The following is a 17,511-nucleotide window of genomic DNA, read 5'->3' as shown; positions in this document are numbered from 1 at the left end:
TCCTGGGTTCATGCCTACTACGCACAGAACACCGAGGCCGCTCTTGCCGCCGCTTGCCAGCAAAACGAGTTTTACCACGCGAGCTCTACCTATTGCTACGACGACCGCCGCGTCGTCCATACGCTCAAGCCGGACGGAACAACGACGAAACCCGGTCTCGACTGGCGCGTAAACGAGTCCGCTCTTCGCAAGGCTGAAGCAGCGGCGGCGAGAGAAGCGCGTCACTCGCGGCCCATCGAGCCCTAGGGTTCTATGTGAGAGAAAACGATCGCCAGTGTGCACAGCGACGATTAAGCTGCTCCTTCACCCGCCGCGCGTTGGCTAACGCGCGCGATAGCCTCGCTAATGCGAACCAGGCGGCGAAAGCCGTCAGCACGCCCAGGCCGCCCAGGGCGATGCCTACAAGCTGAAAGCCAGCAAAACTCGCCGCCACGCCGGTCGCGCCAGGCGATTGCAAGCCATCCTCTTTGATGTCCGTCCATGTTGAGTAGATTCCGAGTCTGGGTTTGACGCCATGCGAATGGCCTTGTGGACGTTTCGGCTGATCCGGTCCTCGTTTGCCTGCCTGATACGGAGGCGTTGACTAATCGCACGCCAGTCGGAACCGCCGCGCTCGGCCCAAATGGCGAGGATAGCGAAGCTATCCGCCGATTTGGAAGCCGCTTGCCGGCAAGACGCCGGTCGTCGCTTACGCCGAGAATTGGCGGCCGATCAACGAAGCTGGGAGAGCCACGTAAAGGACCACTCGTCATGAATACCAAGGGTGAGCCGGGCAAGGACACAGATGCCGCCTCGGCTGCGAAAACGCGCGTGAAGGACTCGCCAATTTCGGCGCCCCAGCCGGGACCGGCACCCGATTTGGCACGGACGGCCGGGGCCAGGGAAGCTTCGAAAGATGGCTTGACCGGCGACGAGGCCCGCCGCCGGCCCGCGAAATTCGGCCCCAACGGGATGCCGGACACAAGCGCGCAGCCATTGCGCATGGCGCTTGCGATGTTTTGGGCGCCCGTGCCGTGGATGCTCGAAGTCGTTATCGTGGTTGAATTGGCGCTCGGCAAATATGTCGAAGCGGCGATTGTCGCCTTTCTGTTGGTATTCACCGCCGCGCTCGGACTCCTCCAGCAAGCGTCATCGACCGCGACAGGCGCTCCCCTTGCGCCCTCTGACGCGGACGCCAAAGCCGTTTCGAAAGATGGCTTGACCGGTGACGAGGCCCGTCGCCGGCTCGCAAAATTCGGCCCCAACGCGATGCCGGACACAAGCGCGCACCCGTTGCGGATGGCGATTGAGATGTTTTGGGCGCCCGTGCCGTGGATGCTCGAAGTCGTTATCGTGGTTGAACTGGCGCTCGACAAATATGTCGAAGCGGCGATTATCGCCCTTCTGCTGGTGTTCAACGCCGCGATCGGACTCTTCCAGCAAACGCGCGCCCAGGCGACGCTGGCGGCGCTGAAGTCGCGGCTCGCGATGACAGCCTCTGTCCGACGCGACGGCGCTTGGAAGACCGTGCCATCGGCGGAGCTGGCGCCGGGCGACAGGGTGAAGCTTTCGCTGGGCGGCGTGGTCGCGGCGGATGTGAAGCTGATCAGCGGCGAAGTTCTGCTCGATCAGTCCATGCTCACCGGCGAATCCGTACCTGTCGAAGCCGGCGCGGGCGTTCAGACTTTTGCGGGGGCGTTGGTTCGGCGCGGCGAGGCCGAGGCCGAGGTCACAGCCACCGGCGCGCGCACCAAATTCGGCCGCACCGCCGAACTCGTTGGCGCCGCCCACGTCGTGAGTTCGCAGCAAAAGGCCGTTCTGCGCGTGGTGCGCAATCTCGCCGCCTTCAATGGCGGCGTCATCCTGCTGCTTGTGAGCTACGCTTGGTTTCTGGCTATGCCGGTCACGGACATCATCCCGCTTGTCCTGACGGCGTTGCTCGCGTCGATACCCGTGGCGCTTCCGGCGACCTTCACCCTGGCTGCGGCTGTCGGCGCGCGGGCCTTGGCCAAGCAGGGCGTCCTTCCAACGCGCCTCTCCGCCGTGGATGAAGCGGCGTCGATCGTTGTGTTGTGTTCCGACAAAACCGGCACGCTGACGCAAAACGCACTGACCGTTGCAACCGTTCGGCCAATGCCAGGATTTGACGAGGCGCATGTTCTGGCGCTGGCGGCGCTCGCGAGTTCGGATGGCGGCGAAGACCCGGTCGATGGAGCGATCCGCGCGGCGGCCGCGGGCAAGGCCGTTTCCGACGCGCCCAAGCTGATCGCGTTCGCCGCCTTCGACCCGGGCAAGAAGATGTCCGAGGCGACAGCGAATGATGCGACGGGAAACCCGCTGCGTATCGTCAAGGGCGCCTTCAGCGTCGTCGTCGGCATCGCCCAGTCCTCGCCGACCGCCGCCACGGCCGCCCAAGACCTTGAAGACAAGGGTTTTCGGGTGCTGGCTGTCGCCGCCGGGCCGGCGACGGCGATGAAGCTCGCGGGACTTGTCGCGCTCAGCGATCCGCCTCGCAAGGACGCGGCGGCGCTCATCGCGGAATTGCGCGGGCTGGGGGTGCGGACCGTGATGGTCACGGGCGATGCGCCGGCGACGGCGGCCATCGTTGCGAAGGCCGTCGGACTTGATGGCGCCGTCTGGCCGCCGGGGCCGATTCCCGACGCTGTGAGTCCCGAGCAGTTCGCCGTCTTCGCTGGCGTCCTGCCAGAGGACAAGTACAAGCTCGTCAAAGCCTTCCAGAAGGGCGGCCTCACCGTCGGCATGTGCGGCGACGGCGCCAATGATGCGCCCGCCTTGCGTCAGGCCCAGATGGGAATCGCGGTTTCGACCGCGACCGACGTCGCCAAATCGGCGGCCAGCATGGTGCTGATCGAACCCGGTCTCGCCGGGATCGTCGCCGCGGTCAAGGAAGGACGGATTACCTTTCAGCGTATCCTGACGTACACGCTGAATTCCATCACCAAGAAAACAGTCCAGGTGCTCTTTCTCGCGACCGGCCTGCTCATGACCGGCCATGCAATCCTGACGCCTTTGCTGATGGTCCTGATCATGATCACCGGCGACTTCCTCGGCATGTCCCTGACGACCGACAATGTCCGGCCCTCGCCCGCGCCAAACTCCTGGAGGATCGGCAATCTGACGATCGCCGGCGTCATCATGGGCATCGGCGAACTGGTTTTCTGCATAGCCATTCTGGCCTTCGGAATTTACCAGATGAGGTTCGCCCTAAGCGCGCTTCAGACCCTGGCCTTCGTTACGATCGTGTTCGGCAACCAGGCCACGACCTATACCAATCGCGAGCGCCGTCACCTCTGGTCCACGCGCCCCAGCGTCTGGCTTCTGCTCTCATCCATCGCCGATATTCTGATCGCCTCGACCTTGTCGGTCGCAGGCATCGCGATGACCCCCTTGCCGGCATGGGTCGTGGCCGGCGCGTTGGCGGCGGCGGTGGGTTTCGCGTTCATCCTGGATTTCGTGAAGACGCCGGTCTTCCGACGTCTCGGCATCACTTGAGCATGCAACACTCCGCCGAAAGGAATGACGATGAAGATCAGTTCAAAGGACTTTCGCGTGCGGGAGGGTGACGACGTCAAGCTTTCATTCGGCAAGGCGCGAGCGGAGCCAGCACGCCAGTTCTCGGATGCGTTCCTGAAGCTCTTCAACGGAATTGGGCGGCCCCGCTTCGGCCCGAATGCGCGCCATCGAATAGGCGTCGACCCGCTCGTCGCCGCGGTGGACGAAATTCCTGTGCCGGCCTTCAATTTCAAAGCCGAATTTTCGGTAAAGGCTGAGCGCCTTTTCATTGTCGGCGAAAACCGTCAGCTCCAGCCGCCCGAGGCCGAACAGAATGTCGGCGGCGGCAATCGTGGTTTGCAGCAACCTCTTTCCGACGCCATTCCCTTGGAAACTCTCGCGCACGCCGAGAAAAAACCATGCGCAGTGGTTGCGGCGTTGCGGCAGGATGTAAAGGCCGCAGAACCCGACCACCTGGCCGTCGATTTCGGCCACCGTCTCGAAGCGGGTGTCGCCAAGGCCCGACAACCAGGCGCGAAAACCGTCGAGGGCGGGGAACGGGTCGAGGTGACTCGCGCCATGCCGGAAACACGCCTCATTGACGAGTTCGAAAATCGACAGATCGTCGCGGTCTTCGCGCAATCGAACGGCGATTGCCACGCCAGTCCGCGCGGGCGCGCCTCGAACGCAAGCGCTCATGGCGCGCCTCCGCTAGACTTCGCCGCGCCGGCGAACCGGCTCAGCAATTCCTCCAAGGTGGCGTCCTCGGATGCGACAGCGCCCCATATCTTCGCCGGCGGCCCCTCGGGCGACGCCCCGCCGAGCAGCCGCGCCAATTCGTCGTCCTCTGGTGTCGGTGTGGCGGAGCCCCGCTTCTGGTCCTCGGCGTCCTGTTCGGCTTGCCCCCGTGCCTGCTCGAAATCGGCCGGCTCGTCGTCATCGCCGGCCCGGGGCCGCGCCTCGCGCGCCGGAAAGGCCGCCTTTCGCCGCTTGCCATCGCGCTCCCATTCGGGAACGGGGGTGATCAACTCCGCCTCGACCGATCGCGGCTTGGGCTTGCAGGGCTGGCCCCCATGGGGAACACCGAAATTCTTCGTCTTGATATGCGAAATATGCATGAGTCGCCTCAAGATTTGCCTGGTCTTGCAGTGGTGCGGGTCTCGACGGAGCGCGTTCAGCCCATCTCGACGAGATCGCGAAGGCTGCGCCAGCACAGGCCGCCACCAATCTCGTCGTTGGTCCATTGCGTATAGGCGAGGTTCGCCAGCCATTGAGAGCGGTCCCCAGTCCATGGCTTTTCCAAGCGGGCCAGGGAATGCGCGGAAACATCCCAGGCGAAATTCGCCTCGCTCATGCAGATGGTCGGAACGCCGGCCATCACGGCGTCGATTGCAGAGCCACTTGTGTAAGCAATCCATGTCCCGGCCCGCGCCAGATCGTGGTGCAGAGGCTGACGCGAGATTTCGATCCCCAACGCCGCACCGGCCAGGATCAAATCGTTGGAGACATCAAACGGATGCGGACGAATGACGACCAGGCGTTTTGAAGCCCTTTGGACATGGCCCGCGACGTCGATCGCCCATTCGTTGATGTCCAGGCCATCAAGCGAAAAATCGCCCGGCAATTGTCCCGCGACGATGATCGGCCCCGCGTCGCCGGTCTTCCATGGCGCCAGGATCAGCCCCATGGCAGTGGCGCGGTCGTCCGGCAGATCCCCGGAAACGAACCGGCCGCCGCGATGGACGTGGTCGAAGCCGACGCGGAAATGCCATTGCTTGACGGACCGGATGAGCGGCGTCTCCAGGATCAACAGATTCTTGGGGTGGAGATTCCTGACGGCGCGCGCCGCGCGGGCGCGCTCTTCCAAACCGTTGCGCGGTGACCACAGAAGGACAGCGACATCGCAATCGACGTATTTGGCGAGAGAAATCTCGACATCGTCGCCGCAGACCGACAGCCCTGGCGCCAGCTTCTCGTGAATGAACTCAACTTCGCAGCGGTTTTGGGCTGTGCGTTCGTAGATGACAATTTTCATTGGCGACGGGGTCTTCAAGCGGACCTGTTCAGGCGGTTTTACGAAATGGCGGTTCGCGCCGCCCTGAATTCGCGACGCGAACCGCCGTTAATCAATCGTCTCGTGAACGCCACTCCTGACGGCCGTCCGAATGGCCGCCATGTTCCCATCCCACATGGTGATGGCCCCAATGATGGCGCTGGCGGCGGCGCAGATCGTCGAACAGCGCCTTCTGGCCGTTGTCCAGCGCGTTGTAGAAGGTGATCAGCTTCGGACTCGACGCTTTCAGGCCGTTCAGCCGGGCTTCAAGCAGGCGCTGCCGAAAAGCCAGTTTTCCCTCAAAACTATGCACGTCCGGCTGGTTGGCGCAGATCGCGTCGACGGCGGTCTTGCGCGCGGTCGCGCGGGCGTCCTGAGCGGCCTTGAACAGATCCTTCTGCGCGTCGGTCAGGTGAAGGCGCTCGGCGAGGCGCGCCAGATGCTGTTCCCTACGCACGGGATCCGGGGGCTTGGCGCAGAAGCGTTCGATCCTGCTCCCATGACCGCCGTCGCCGTCAGGCGCGGCGAAGGCGGCTGGCGAAAAGGATAACGCGCCGCAATAAAGCGCAAGCGCGACTATTCTCGAAATATTCATCTCGGACTCCGTCATCGGGAACGGCGCGCGCCAAACAGCCTGACGCGAATCGCCCGGTCCCCGCCCATCGGGCTATGGCTGGACAGAAGCCTTATGCCTGCGAATTGATTCTGGAATTTCTCCGGGGGGCGTAGTTCTTGTCTGCATTATGTCTGAAACGTCGCCAGCTACGTCTTGTGACTGGACACCGACGGCGTTGGACGGCTCAATCGCGCGGCAGGCTTCCTGCATTTTTCGTTGTGATCGCAAGAGAGACCATTGATCAGGAAAACAGCTGCGCTCGTCATCGAGGACGACGCCGAAATCGGCGAACTCATCGTCCGATATCTTAAGGGCCAGGATATGGACGCGGAGGTGGTCCCCAGTGGAGAAGCGATGGACCGGTCGCTGGCGGCGGGCGATTATGACGTCCTGATCCTCGACCTGAATTTGCCGGGCGAGGACGGCCTCGCGATCTGCCGCCGTCTGCGCGCGGCGCGCGCCACGCCGATCATCATAGTCACCGCGCGCGGCGAGGACGTCGACAAGATCATCGGCCTTGAAATGGGAGCGGATGACTATCTGTCAAAGCCCTTCAATCCGAGGGAACTGCTGGCGCGCATCCGGGCGGTGTTGCGGCGCGGCGGCGCGGAAGCCGCCAAAAGCCCGTCCGGAAGCCTTGCACGACCGGGCCCGCGTTATGAATTCGCCGGCTGGCGCATGGATCTCTCGACCCGCGAACTGACCTCTCCCTCTGGCGCCAAGACCGCTCTGACAGGCGCCGAGTTCGACCTGTTGCATGTCCTGTGCGAGCATCCCAACCGCATTCTGAGCCGGGATCACCTTCTCAGCCTGTTGCATGGGCCGATTGATGGACCGAACGAGCGCAGCATAGACACCTTGATCAGCCGCCTGAGGCAAAAGCTGGAGCTTGAGCCCCGCAATCCCCAGTTGATCCAGACCATCCGATCCGAAGGCTACATGTTCACGCCGACGGTGGCTGCGCGATGAAAGCCTTCCTGCGCCGCTTCCGTCCGGACGCCATGACGGGGCAGATCGCCCTGCTTGTCCTGGCCGCGATCCTGATCTTCCATTTTTCGGTCGACGCCACCCGCATGTTCACCGATGCTGAATGGCGTCGCCCGATCGTCGATCCCGCCGATGTCATCGCCGGCGCCGTGGTCGCGGTCGAGGCCGCGGCGCCGGAGCAGCGGCGGGATGTTCTCGCGCGCCTCGCCCGGACCGCGCCTTGGGCGAAGCTGGCGATCCGGCCGGCCCCGCCAGCCGATTGGTCGAACGACGCTGGCGCCGAGGGCCAAAGGATCTCGGCGCGCCTTGGCCCCGGCGCCGACGTGCGCGAGCCGTCGGAATCCCAGGATTCCGGCGGACTTTTCGCAATCGGTCTGAAAAGCGGGGACCATTTGATGGTGAGCATCCCCGAACCGCGTCGGATCGCCCATCTTCGTCCGGCTGGAAGGAGCGGGGCATACGCGGCGCGCGTTTGGGAGCGTTTTGCGATGCTCTTCTTTATCTGCGTTCTAATTTTGTGGGTGTGGCTGTCTGCGGCCGTGGTGTCGCCGCTGGTCCGGCTGGCAAACCAAGCCGAGAAATTTCCTGAGGACATCGAAGCCGGCGCCCGCGCGCCCGAGAAGGGACCGCGCGAAGTCGTCGAGCTATCGCGGGCGATCAACCGCATGCAGGACCGCATCCGGTCGATGATCGCGGCGCGCAGCCATGCCCTGGCCGCGATCAGCCACGATCTGCGCACGCTCATCACGCGCATGCGTTTGCGCTCGGAATTCATCGAGGACGTCGCGATGAGGGCCAAAATGCTAAGCGATCTCCAGAGCATGGATCACATGCTCAAGAAGAACCTCGAATTTCTCCGCGATGGCGATGCGCCGCTGGAACGCGGTCCGATCGACCTCGGCAGCTTGTTGCAGACACTTGCCGACGAGTGCAGCGAAGCGGGGCATGACGTTGTGTTCATCAACGGTCCGCGCCAAGCCGTTCTCGGCTCGCTTCCCGAATTGCAGCGACTTTTCTCAAACCTGATCGAAAATGCTTCCCGCTACGGCAAGCACGTCGAAATCTCGGTGCGCGCGACGGCGCCCGACGCCGTCGAGATCGACGTCGCCGACGATGGGCCGGGCATCGCTCAGCAAGATCGCACTCGCGTTATGGAACCTTTCGTGCGTGGCGAGGCCGCTCGGAACATGAACGAGAACGAGGGCTTCGGCCTCGGGCTTTCGATCGCGAATTCCCTTGCGCAGCGAGCCAATGGGGCTTTGACGCTGCTTGAAAACGTTCCTCACGGACTCATCGCCCGCGTGCATCTGCCTTTGGCCGCTAGCGATCTGGAGGGTCGCACCGTACCTGTAAGGCAATGAATTGAGCGCTAGGGGAAAGCATATCAGACTTTCAATTCGCGGAAGGCTATGTGATGGCGCACTCGTCAGCGCGTCGCGACATTTGGCCGTATTTAGCATCGTCCAATTTCATTCTACTTTGCTGTGCCCTTTTAGGCCACTGCTTGTAGTATTTCGAAGTCTCGACCTCGAACCAGCGCCGGCATAGGAGGCTGTGACCGGCCTGGCCTCGGCTGGATCGAGAACAGGAACGCCAGATGATCGCCAGCCAACCGGCGCAACCCATTCAGCAGAAAAACTCTGTCGAGCAAGATCGCGGCCGGCGCCACGGCATGGCGGTCGCCACCGCCCTCGTCCTGGCCGCCGCACTTCTGCAATGGATATTATCCACCCAAGGGATGCGCTTCCTCTTTGTAACCTTGTACCCGGCCGTCATGCTGGCGGCGCTCTATGGGGGCGTGCGGGCGGGAGGGCTGGCGACCTATCTTTCAGCGACCATTGCCGGCTATTTCTGGATTGAGCCGCCCGGGTCGCTCGTTGCGCCCGCCCCGATCGACTTTCTGGGCGTGGCGTTTTTCGTCGCCAACGGCTTTCTCGTATCTTGGGTCGTAGAGAACGTTCAGCAGTCCAACCTGAGGCGGCAGCAAGCCGAGGGCTCCCGGCGCGTCGAGCTTGAACGCCTGATCGCGGAGCGCACGATTGACCTGTCGAAGCAAATTGTCGAGCGCGAGACCGCGGAAGCGCGGATGCGCCTTGCTCTGGAAGCCACTGAATCCGGGATCTGGGAATGGACCCTCGCGACGGGTCGCAACGTCTGGTCGGATAACCTCTGGCGTCTCTTTGGTCTCGATGCTACCGGACAGGAGGCCTCCTATGAACTCTGGCGGCGCTCGGTCCATCCGGACGACCGCGCGCGGGTCACGCAATTGATTGTCGCCGAGGCGTCGGCGGGCCACGATTTTGAGCTTTCCTGGCGGGTCCATCTGCCCACCGGCGCGCCGGAACGCTGGCTGCTTTCGCGCGGGCGCCCAGTGATGGGCGTCGATGGCAAGCCGGAACGCTATATCGGCATTGTCATCGACGTTTCCGAACGCAAGCGGGCTGAAGACGCCGAGGAAAGGTTCCGCGCGTTATTCGAGAACATGCAGGATGGGTGCGCCTATTGCCGGATGGTTTACGATGAATCCGGCCAACCCGTGGATTTCGTCCCTCTCGCCGCCAACCCCGCCTTTTACCGACTGACCGGCGTGGAGAACGTCATCGGCGAACGCATGACGGAAGCGCTGCCCAATGTTTCTGAGGCCTGGCCTGGCCTGATCGAAATATTTGGCCGGGTCGCGCAAACCGGACGGCCGGAGCGGTTCGAGATCGCGTTCAAGCCAATGGGGCGCTGGCTCAACGTCTCCGTTTGCCGCCCGGGTCCAGACCATTTCGTGGCGATATTCGACGACATCACCGAGCGCAAGCAGGCGGAGGACGCCGTCCAGACCAGCGAAAAACGGTTAAAGGCGTTCCTCGAGAACAGCGCCCTGATCGCCTGGCTCAAGGACGATGAGGGCCGTTACGTTTTCATGAGCGAAAATTTTCAACGGCGCGCCGGGCTGCGGTTGGAAGACGCCTTGGGCAGAAGCGATTTCGATCTTTTCCCGCGCGCCGTCGCCGAACACTGCAGGAAAAGCGATCTCGCGGCCCTCGCTGCGAAAGCTCCGATTGAATCTCTCGAACCCGTACCGAATCCGGACGGCAGCGTCGGCTGGTGGCTCAACAACAAATTCACCTATCGCGATTCGTCGGGGCGACGCTACGTGGGCGGGCTGGGCGTCGACATCACCGCGCGCTTCGAGGCCGAAGCGGCGCTGCGCAAGAGCGAACAGCGGCTGCAACGCTTCTATAATTCGGGGCTCCTGGGACTCTTCTACTGGAACGTGAACGGCCAGATTGTCGACGCCAACGACAAGTTTCTCGAGATGATCGGTTACGAGCGGGACGACATGGCGGCCAGCCGGATCGATTGGCGACAAATGGTCGCGCCGGAGTTCGGACGCCTCAACGATCATTCCTTTGCAGAATTCGTGGCGATCGGCGTCAATTCGGCGCCGTTCGAACAGGAATATGTTCGCAAGGATGGCTCGCGCCTTCCCGTCTTATTCGCCGCCGCCATGCTCGACGAGACGCGATGCGACGGCGTCTCTTTTGTCGTCGACATCACCGAGCGCAAGCAGGCCCTGGAGGCCCTGGTTCTCGCCAAGGCCGAAGCCGAGCGCGCCAATATCGCCAAGTCAAAATTCCTTGCCGCCGCCAGCCATGATCTGCGCCAGCCTCTGCAATCGCTCACAGCGTTGCTGCGCGTCATCGAGATGCAAATCGCGAACAAACAAAACACCGATGGCGCGCTGAAGAAGGCGCAGAACGCCGTGAACAGTCTGAATGGTCTGTTGAGGGGAATTCTCGACATCGCCCGGCTCGACGCCGGCGTCGTCGCACCCGTCAAGACAAGTGTCGATCTGAGCGAAATGCTGATGCGGCTGACGGACGAGTACCGCGCCCGCGCGGTTGAAACCGGTCTCTCCCTGTGCTTTGCGCCCCGTGCTCTGCGCACGCACACCGACGCCACTCTGTTGGAACGGATTGTTCGCAACCTGATTGAGAATGCGCTGCGTTACACATCCGTGGGCGGCGTTCTCATTGGCCTTCGCCGCCGCGGCGCCAACGTCCGGCTCGACGTCATCGACACCGGCATTGGAATTCCCGCCGACAAGCAAAGCGAGATTTTCCAGGAGTTCCATCAGCTCAACAATCCCGTGCGCGACGCCAGCCGGGGCCTAGGCCTGGGGCTCGCCATTGTTTCGCGCCTCGCCAAGCTCCTGGGCGTGGAGGTGGATGTCCGCTCGCGCCTTGGGCGCGGCACGCGCTTTTCGCTGTTGCTGCCTTGGAACAGACCACGCCAGCCCCCATCGAAACCAAACGGGCGGTCTTCAGTCCGGGCGGCCGCATTCTCGTCATCGACGACGATGAAGCGGTGCGCGAGGCTCATGAAACATTGCTGGAATGCATGGGCTACGAGGTTTTCAGCGCGGACACCGGAGAAAAAGCCCTGGCGCTCGCCGAACAGGAAAGGTGGCGATTCGATGCCATTCTCGCCGATTATCGGCTCGGCGCCGGCTTGACCGGGACGCAGACCGCGACGGAAATCTCCCGCCGCGCCGGCTTCGCCATTCCAACCGTGGTCCTGACCGGCGACACCGCCGTCGAGCCGATCCTGGAGCTTTCCTCCACCGCGTTCACCATCCTGCACAAGCCGGCCGATACGGACGAACTGCTCGAGATCTTGGCGTCGTTGTCATCAGGCGAACGCCGCTTTCGAGGAAGATCGCGGCGCCAATTTCACATTCCATCTTGAACTTGCCGGCGCGTACGCTCTGCCCTGAACCGGCCGGCGGTCTTGGACCCATCGACCTATTTCAGGACCGCCATTCGCGCGATCGACGAAGGTCGCCAAAGGGTCAACACGGGACGGTCGCTGGCCTGTTCTGGAAAGTCTGTTCTGAGCCGTTCTGACCCGTTGAACCTTCTTACGCCGTGGCCTTGGACCACGATCCGCGCGCCTCTTGCGCCGCCTGGGCTCTCACTGATGCGCCGGAGGCGAACGGCGCGGCCAGTTCTGGCGTGGTAAAGCCCGCGCCGTCGCGTTGGACATCGCGATAGCCGCGACGTCGTTTCGATGCCTCCAGCCGCTTGAACGCGCGCCTGGCGGCATCCAATTCGGAAAGGCTCATCCCGGGTTCCGGGGTGATGGGGCGACGACTGCTTCGACGAGCGCGGTCAGTAGCGCCTTTCCCCGTTTTTTGGCGTTGTGCACGAACTGGAAGAACGCGAGGTAGAGCGGCAGCTTTTCTTGAGAGACCCCGCGATGCGGTCGCAGCCATGAACGCAGCAGCGACCAAAAGCCCTCGATCGTATTGACGTGGATTTCATGAAATCCGTCACCGTCCTCGTCACGCGCATATTCGCCACGTCCATGGCAAACGGTCTTGTGATGATATCCCCACGCGGGCAACCGGGCGTAGATGTCGTATTCGTCGGTATGGATCAACGCGCCCTTGGCGATACCGGCTTCGATGATCGGCTTGATCGTGGTCTGCTTAACATTGGCCAGCATATTCAAGACGACCTGGCCGCCGCGTTGGATCATGCCGAGAATTGGCGGCTTTTCCTTTTCGAGCGTCCCGCGTCCAGGCGCGCCCCTCAATCTGTTGCGTCGACCTTTGCGGCCTTTTTTTCGACGGCGGCGGGATTGCCCTTGTGGCCGGCGACGACATAGACCTCATCAATCTCGACCTCGCCCGACAGGACCACCGGCGGCGTCTTGGCGGCCAACCCTTCGCGCAATTGCTTCGTCATCTCCTGCACGTCGTTTTCATTCAGGCTCAACTCCTGTGCGATTTGTCGATTGGAGAGGTTCAGCCCCATGAAATACAGGCATAATATCCAAACGCGCAGCGGCTGATGATGGCCCGCCAGCGCCGTGTCAGAGAGATCGTCGAAACGTAACTGGCAACCGTTGCAAAGATAGCGCTGGCGATGCGGCTGCGTTTCATCATGGCCGTTGCGCACGACATGCTCGCCGCTGCATTTGGGACAGCGAACGCTTTGCGGCCAGCGCATTCGACGCACAAGTTCGAAACATCTCGCGTCATCAAGCACCGCCGACAGATTGATCAGAACGCTCATGGCCCCAACCTCTCGCGAATCAGTCGAGAGCCATATGATTCAGTCAATGACGCTCCGCGAAAGCACTCCGGCCCGAGTCATTTCGACGCACCGCCTTCGCCGCCGCCGCAGCGTCTATTGCCATCACCCCGGAACCCGGGATGAGCCTTCGGAAAATGTCACGATCATGCGCTGACCCTGCGCGCCGATCCGTCCCCAGGTTCTTATCAGCGCGTGTTCGCCGAACAAGGTCGGATGCACCTCGAGTTCGTAGTAGCGCCACATGTTGCGCGTGGCGTCGATGCGTTCGAGGTGGAGCGGAGGTTCGGCGGGGCAAGTCATGGGCTAGGGTCGCGGCAAATCCGCCTGCTGTCCAACGCATAAACTGAATCAATCAGCCCGCGATTGATTCATTGCGTCGATGACAGCCGCACGGCGCATGCGGCGACGCCGGCGCACCCGGCGGCCGGAAAGAGCTTGCGGACAAAAACTGGGTGATGCGCGAAACGTCACTTGACTACGAGGCACGCGAAACGCCGTTCACAAAGGCGCTGTGGAGCGGGGCCGCGCTCGCAGTCGCCGCCGGGTATTCGGCCTTCGCACGGGCGTTGCGCCGGCGCCAGCCGCAGGCGCCCAGCGACCCGCTGGCGCTCGGCCTCATGGCTTCCTCCGGATTCGCCGCTTGGGCGCTCGGACTCGACTTCGCCCTCAAAAGCGGCGCGCTCGCCGTCGCGCTGGCGCTGTCCGCGCTCGGCGCGGCCTTTGTCGAACAGGCAAGCGTGACTTCTGCATGGCGCCGCCGCCAGAGTGGCGCGCCCGTCGCGCCAGATACCCGGCATTAACAGCCACCGCATTCGGCGTTAACCATTCGGCGCTATTAATTTTTCGAATTGAAAATGAGCTGCCGCTCATCTGAGCAACGGGCAAAGAGACCTGGCCGACGATGCCCTATGACCGTCGTCACGATTTTGGAGAGTGAGGCCGTCCCATGCGCGTGCTTTTGATAGAAGACGATCGATCGATCGCGCAAAGCATCGAATTGATGCTCAGGGCCGAGAACTTCAACGTCTACACCACCGATCTCGGCGAGGAAGGCATCGATCTCGGCAAGCTTTACGACTACGACATCGTCCTGCTCGATCTCAATCTGCCGGACATGTCGGGCTATGAGGTGCTGCGCGCCCTGCGCGTCGCGAAGGTCAAGACTCCCATCCTTATCCTGTCCGGTCTCGCCGGCATCGAGGACAAGGTCAAAGGGCTGGGTTTCGGCGCCGACGACTATCTGACGAAACCCTTCCACAAGGACGAACTGATCGCTCGCATCCAGGCCATTGTCCGCCGCTCGCAGGGCCACGCCCAACCGATCATCACCATCGGCGACCTCGTCGTCAATCTCGATCAGAAGATGGTCGAAATCGCCGGCGCCCGCGTGCATCTGACCGGCAAGGAATATCAGATGCTGGAGCTGCTTGCTCTTCGCAAGGGCACGACGCTCACGAAGGAAATGTTCCTCAATCATCTTTACGGCGGCATGGACGAGCCGGAACTGAAGATCATCGACGTCTTCATTTGCAAATTGCGGAAAAAACTCTCCAACGCCAGCAATGGCGGCAATTACATCGAAACCGTCTGGGGCCGCGGCTACGTGGCGCGCGAGCCTTATGACGCCGGCGAGCGCATTTCAGCCTGATTCCTTGGGGCGAGGCGCTCGGCGTAGCAGTTGTGTGGGCGGTGGCGCCTTCAGGCGTCGAAAGCCTTGAGACCGACATACGCGACGCGACCGCCGTCCTGACTTTCCTCGATCTGGCTCCCGCAGACATCGCAGAGACGCTGGGCATTCGGCGCTTTCGTTTGGATTTGTAACATATTTGAAGGATTTACCCAGATAATTGACGCAGCGGAAATTGAAAAGCGACTTACGGCGCTTGAGCAGGGGCAGGCCAATGAAAACGAGCGTCAAAGCCAGGCTGGCGGCCATAGCGGCGAAGAGCTCGAAACCCAATCGCATCGTTCTTTGCACCGAGGGCGACGCCACGTCGGTTGAAGAGGAAATGCGGCTGGCGGGCGAATTGGAGGGCCCCGGCGTCAAGATCGTCGTCTTGACCGTGCCAAGAAGGTCCTTGGAAAGGACGACGGTTCAATGAGCCGCACAAGCTCGCGCTCGTGCAGGACACCCACACGGCCCAAGGCCAAATGATAGGGCGACGCGATAAGTCGAAGCACGCTGCGCCGCGTTTTTGGCTCATGTCAGAATGAATTAGATTGCTATGTGGAAACATTTCGAATAAAAGAGAGACACGATATTTGTTTGGACGGCCGTTTTTCTACCGCGCCTGTGCGCTTGCGACGAACCTCCCCCCACTTCGAAATTCGGAAAAGCTGCCGCGCATTCGCACGGCGGGCGATCAATACTGCCATGAGGAGGGTTCTGTTATGACCACCGGCACAGTGAAATGGTTTAATTCCACCAAGGGTTTCGGCTTCATCCAGCCTGACGACGGCGGATCTGATGCGTTCGTCCACATCTCTGCTGTCGAGCGCGCCGGAATGCGCGATCTCGTCGAAGGCCAGAAGCTCGGCTACGAGCTGAAGCGCGACAACAAGAACGGCAAGATGTCGGCCGAACAGCTCGAAGCAGCCTAATCGAGTTCATCGTTGGCGGCGACCACGGATGTACTGGCGCCCGCCGACAGACGAACACCCAAAGGCCAGGCAATGCCTGGCCTTTTTCATTCAATCCCAGGCGTATTTCCGTTTCCGCCTTTCGGTCGGCCAAAGGACTGCAACTCCTTGTGCAGCGCTTTCAAGGATAGGGCTTGCCCATGCCCACGCCCGGTAGGAGCGCCAATCTGGCGTCACGCTCGCCGCCGACGATCCGGAGGAACACACGAGCCGGCGACCTGATCGATGAAATCGAGGCGCTGCTGGCTGCGGTCGGGCGCTGCTGCGCCAGCGTCACTCGTCGAAAGGCGCGGCCGGCGCTGTTTCGTCGACCTCTTGATCGTAGTCGAGAACGAGCCCGAGGGCGCGGTCGAACGCATCGTCGACGCCCGGTTTTCCATACTCGGCTCCGCGCTCCAGCAGTCCGGCCTCTTCGAGGGCTTCGATGTCGGGCAGGTCGCGCAAGCTCCCAAGACCAAAGATTTCGAGAAACAGCTTGGTGGTCACATAGCTCAGCAGCGCGCCGGGCGCGCCATCGGCGCTAATTTCGTGACAGCGAGCTGCGCAAGCTTGATCGCGCGCGCCCCCGGCGCGAGGCGGTTGTCTGACTATGGCAAAGCCCGCATATGCGTTTCGCCCCTGCCGCTAAATACTTGCCCGAAGTATCACCAAATGATACTTTTCGATCCAAAGGGGAGATCGATTGCATGGCTTCGAGCTATACGCTGGGTTCTCACTTCGAGGGCTTTGTCAGGAGTTTGGTGCAGAGCGGGCGCTATGCGTCGGCCAGCGAAGTCATGCGCGACGGCCTCCGTCTGGTGGAGGAACGCGAGAAAATGCGCGCCGCCAAATTGGAAGCCCTCCGCTCCGATATTCGCGCGGGCCTCGACAGCGGCCCCAGCGAACCGCTCGACATCACGGAAATTAAAGCGGCTGCTCGCAGTCAGCGCCAAAGCGCCAAGACTGCTCCTTCTCATGGCAAATAGGCTTCTGCGTTCTCCGCTTGCCCGGCTCGATCTTATCGATATTTGGCAATTCATCGCCGACGACAACGAGCGCGCCGCCGATGGCTTGCTCGACAAAATCGAAGTCGCCTTGACTATGTTGCGCGACAATCCGCTCGCAGGACGTGCGCGGCCGGAGTTGGCGACCGCCCTCCGTAGCTTCCCGGTCGGCAATTACGTGCTGTTTTATCGGCCCCTCCCCGACGGGGTGGAGCTGGTGCGCGCCCTCAACGGCCGTCAGGATGTTCAGCCGGAAAATATTGATTAATATCGAACACATAAAATGCGCTGGAAGCCGGGCAAAGTCCGCCCTCCAGCGCGTCAGCCAATTTGGGGATCCTCCTCCTGATCGTCCTTGAGCATGAGCCCGAGGGCGCGGTCGAACGCATCGTCGACGCCCGGTTTTTCATCCAGATCCGCTCCGCGCTCCAGCAGGCCGGCCTCTTCGAGGGCTTCGATGTCGGGCAGGTCGCGCAAGCTCCCAAGACCAAAGATTTCCAGAAACAGCTTGGTCGTCACAAAGGTCAGCGGCGCGCCGGGCGCCGGCGAACGCGGGCCGGCGCCGATCAGCCCAAATCGTTTCAGACGCGCGAAAATATCGCGGCTGATCTCCTTGCCGATCAGACGCGACAGATCCCGGCGCGTCAC

General features: G+C 62.2%; 23 protein-coding genes. 12 read left to right on the top strand and 11 right to left on the bottom strand.

The genetic code is table 11. The features are described from left to right. Positions 1-246: hypothetical protein (locus CCR94_RS25590; protein ID WP_206605760.1), on the top strand; the 246-nt coding region annotated here is incomplete at its 5' end. A gap of 654 nt (positions 247-900) precedes the next feature. Beyond that, complete coding sequence (locus CCR94_RS02600; RefSeq protein WP_158254589.1) at positions 901-3,492, top strand: HAD-IC family P-type ATPase; 2,592 nt, start codon at positions 901-903, stop codon at positions 3,490-3,492. 84 nt (positions 3,493-3,576) lie between these two features. Here CCR94_RS02600 and CCR94_RS02595 read toward each other — a convergent pair whose 3' ends face one another. From CCR94_RS02595 to CCR94_RS02580, 4 genes are all read right to left on the bottom strand, one after another. Further along, positions 3,577-4,191, bottom strand: a complete 615-nt coding sequence (locus CCR94_RS02595; RefSeq protein ID WP_104506325.1) for a GNAT family N-acetyltransferase — start codon at positions 4,189-4,191, stop codon at positions 3,577-3,579. Further along, positions 4,188-4,610 (bottom strand): hypothetical protein, encoded by a 423-nt coding sequence (locus tag CCR94_RS02590; RefSeq protein ID WP_104506324.1) that lies wholly within the window; start codon positions 4,608-4,610, stop codon positions 4,188-4,190. The genes CCR94_RS02595 and CCR94_RS02590 overlap by 4 nt, the downstream gene beginning before the upstream one ends. Before the next feature lie 56 nt (positions 4,611-4,666). After that, positions 4,667-5,527: a hypothetical protein gene (locus CCR94_RS02585; RefSeq protein ID WP_104506323.1), complete on the bottom strand. Its 861-nt coding sequence runs from the start codon at positions 5,525-5,527 to the stop codon at positions 4,667-4,669. A 91-nt stretch (positions 5,528-5,618) separates the two neighbouring features. Next, positions 5,619-6,140 carry a Spy/CpxP family protein refolding chaperone gene (locus CCR94_RS02580; RefSeq protein WP_158254588.1) on the bottom strand — a complete coding sequence of 174 codons (522 nt, stop codon included), beginning with the start codon at positions 6,138-6,140 and terminating at the stop codon, positions 5,619-5,621. Positions 6,141-6,398: 258 nt separating this feature from the next. Between CCR94_RS02580 and CCR94_RS02575 the strand changes: the two genes are divergently transcribed. Next, positions 6,399-7,130 (top strand): response regulator, encoded by a 732-nt coding sequence (locus CCR94_RS02575; protein WP_104506321.1) that lies wholly within the window; start codon positions 6,399-6,401, stop codon positions 7,128-7,130. Here CCR94_RS02575 and CCR94_RS24920 read toward each other — a convergent pair. Then, positions 7,097-7,438, bottom strand: coding sequence for a hypothetical protein (locus tag CCR94_RS24920; RefSeq protein WP_158254587.1), 342 nt, complete (start codon positions 7,436-7,438; stop codon positions 7,097-7,099). The genes CCR94_RS02575 and CCR94_RS24920 overlap by 34 nt on opposite strands. A gap of 105 nt (positions 7,439-7,543) precedes the next feature. On the opposite strand from CCR94_RS24920, the gene CCR94_RS02570 reads away from it, so the two are divergent. The 3 genes from CCR94_RS02570 (at position 7,544) to CCR94_RS25385 (ending at position 11,888) form a co-directional block, all read left to right on the top strand. Beyond that, complete coding sequence (locus CCR94_RS02570) at positions 7,544-8,509, top strand: ATP-binding protein (protein WP_158254586.1); 966 nt, start codon at positions 7,544-7,546, stop codon at positions 8,507-8,509. Between the two features lie 236 nt (positions 8,510-8,745). After that, positions 8,746-11,655, top strand: coding sequence for a PAS domain S-box protein (locus tag CCR94_RS02565; protein ID WP_104506319.1), 2,910 nt, complete (start codon positions 8,746-8,748; stop codon positions 11,653-11,655). Further along, positions 11,541-11,888 carry a response regulator gene (locus tag CCR94_RS25385; RefSeq protein ID WP_244593907.1) on the top strand — a complete coding sequence of 116 codons (348 nt, stop codon included), beginning with the start codon at positions 11,541-11,543 and terminating at the stop codon, positions 11,886-11,888. The genes CCR94_RS02565 and CCR94_RS25385 overlap by 115 nt, the downstream gene beginning before the upstream one ends. A gap of 172 nt (positions 11,889-12,060) precedes the next feature. Here CCR94_RS25385 and CCR94_RS02555 read toward each other — a convergent pair whose 3' ends face one another. From CCR94_RS02555 to CCR94_RS02545, 4 genes are all read right to left on the bottom strand, one after another. Then, positions 12,061-12,264: a hypothetical protein gene (locus CCR94_RS02555; protein ID WP_104506317.1), complete on the bottom strand. Its 204-nt coding sequence runs from the start codon at positions 12,262-12,264 to the stop codon at positions 12,061-12,063. Then, the gene (locus tag CCR94_RS25585) at positions 12,261-12,737 is read right to left on the bottom strand and encodes an IS1595 family transposase (RefSeq protein WP_206605759.1); all 477 of its coding nucleotides are present in this window, start codon (positions 12,735-12,737) and stop codon (positions 12,261-12,263) included. Before CCR94_RS25585 ends, CCR94_RS02555 begins: the two co-directional genes overlap by 4 nt. Continuing rightward, positions 12,734-13,219 (bottom strand): transposase, encoded by a 486-nt coding sequence (locus CCR94_RS25580; protein ID WP_206605758.1) that lies wholly within the window; start codon positions 13,217-13,219, stop codon positions 12,734-12,736. The genes CCR94_RS25585 and CCR94_RS25580 overlap by 4 nt, the downstream gene beginning before the upstream one ends. A 123-nt stretch (positions 13,220-13,342) precedes the next feature. Continuing rightward, entirely contained in the window at positions 13,343-13,540 is a 198-nt protein-coding gene (locus CCR94_RS02545) for a WGR domain-containing protein (protein WP_104506316.1), read from the bottom strand. 155 nt (positions 13,541-13,695) lie between these two features. On the opposite strand from CCR94_RS02545, the gene CCR94_RS02540 reads away from it, so the two are divergent. From CCR94_RS02540 to CCR94_RS02525, 4 genes are all read left to right on the top strand, one after another. Next, positions 13,696-14,040: a cytochrome c-type biogenesis protein gene (locus tag CCR94_RS02540; protein WP_104506315.1), complete on the top strand. Its 345-nt coding sequence runs from the start codon at positions 13,696-13,698 to the stop codon at positions 14,038-14,040. Positions 14,041-14,186: 146 nt separating this feature from the next. Further along, positions 14,187-14,888: a response regulator transcription factor CtrA gene (gene ctrA / locus CCR94_RS02535; protein WP_104506314.1), complete on the top strand. Its 702-nt coding sequence runs from the start codon at positions 14,187-14,189 to the stop codon at positions 14,886-14,888. A 253-nt stretch (positions 14,889-15,141) separates the two neighbouring features. After that, on the top strand, positions 15,142-15,342 hold the full coding sequence (locus CCR94_RS02530; RefSeq protein WP_104506313.1) for a hypothetical protein: 201 nt from the start codon (positions 15,142-15,144) through the stop codon (positions 15,340-15,342). Between the two features lie 289 nt (positions 15,343-15,631). Beyond that, positions 15,632-15,841, top strand: a complete 210-nt coding sequence (locus tag CCR94_RS02525; protein WP_104506312.1) for a cold-shock protein — start codon at positions 15,632-15,634, stop codon at positions 15,839-15,841. Positions 15,842-16,153: 312 nt separating this feature from the next. On the opposite strand, the gene CCR94_RS25835 is transcribed toward CCR94_RS02525, so the two are convergent. Continuing rightward, entirely contained in the window at positions 16,154-16,366 is a 213-nt protein-coding gene (locus CCR94_RS25835) for a hypothetical protein (protein WP_425332305.1), read from the bottom strand. Positions 16,367-16,566: 200 nt separating this feature from the next. Here CCR94_RS25835 and CCR94_RS02515 point away from each other — a divergent pair, with 200 nt between their 5' ends. Further along, positions 16,567-16,845 (top strand): type II toxin-antitoxin system ParD family antitoxin, encoded by a 279-nt coding sequence (locus tag CCR94_RS02515; RefSeq protein WP_104506311.1) that lies wholly within the window; start codon positions 16,567-16,569, stop codon positions 16,843-16,845. Then, a complete protein-coding gene (locus CCR94_RS02510) occupies positions 16,835-17,131 on the top strand; it encodes a type II toxin-antitoxin system RelE/ParE family toxin (RefSeq protein ID WP_104506310.1) in 297 nt (98 codons plus the stop codon). Before CCR94_RS02515 ends, CCR94_RS02510 begins: the two co-directional genes overlap by 11 nt. Before the next feature lie 53 nt (positions 17,132-17,184). On the opposite strand, the gene CCR94_RS02505 is transcribed toward CCR94_RS02510, so the two are convergent. Further along, positions 17,185-17,511, bottom strand: a 327-nt coding sequence (locus CCR94_RS02505; protein WP_193938410.1) for an SMC-Scp complex subunit ScpB, incomplete at its 5' end; no start/stop codon positions are given.

The sequence above is a fragment of the Rhodoblastus sphagnicola genome, assembly GCF_002937075.1.
Taxonomy (GTDB): domain Bacteria; phylum Pseudomonadota; class Alphaproteobacteria; order Rhizobiales; family Beijerinckiaceae; genus Rhodoblastus; species Rhodoblastus sphagnicola.
Note: the sequence above shows the minus strand (reverse complement) of the source record. Positions and strands in the feature narration are given on the sequence as shown.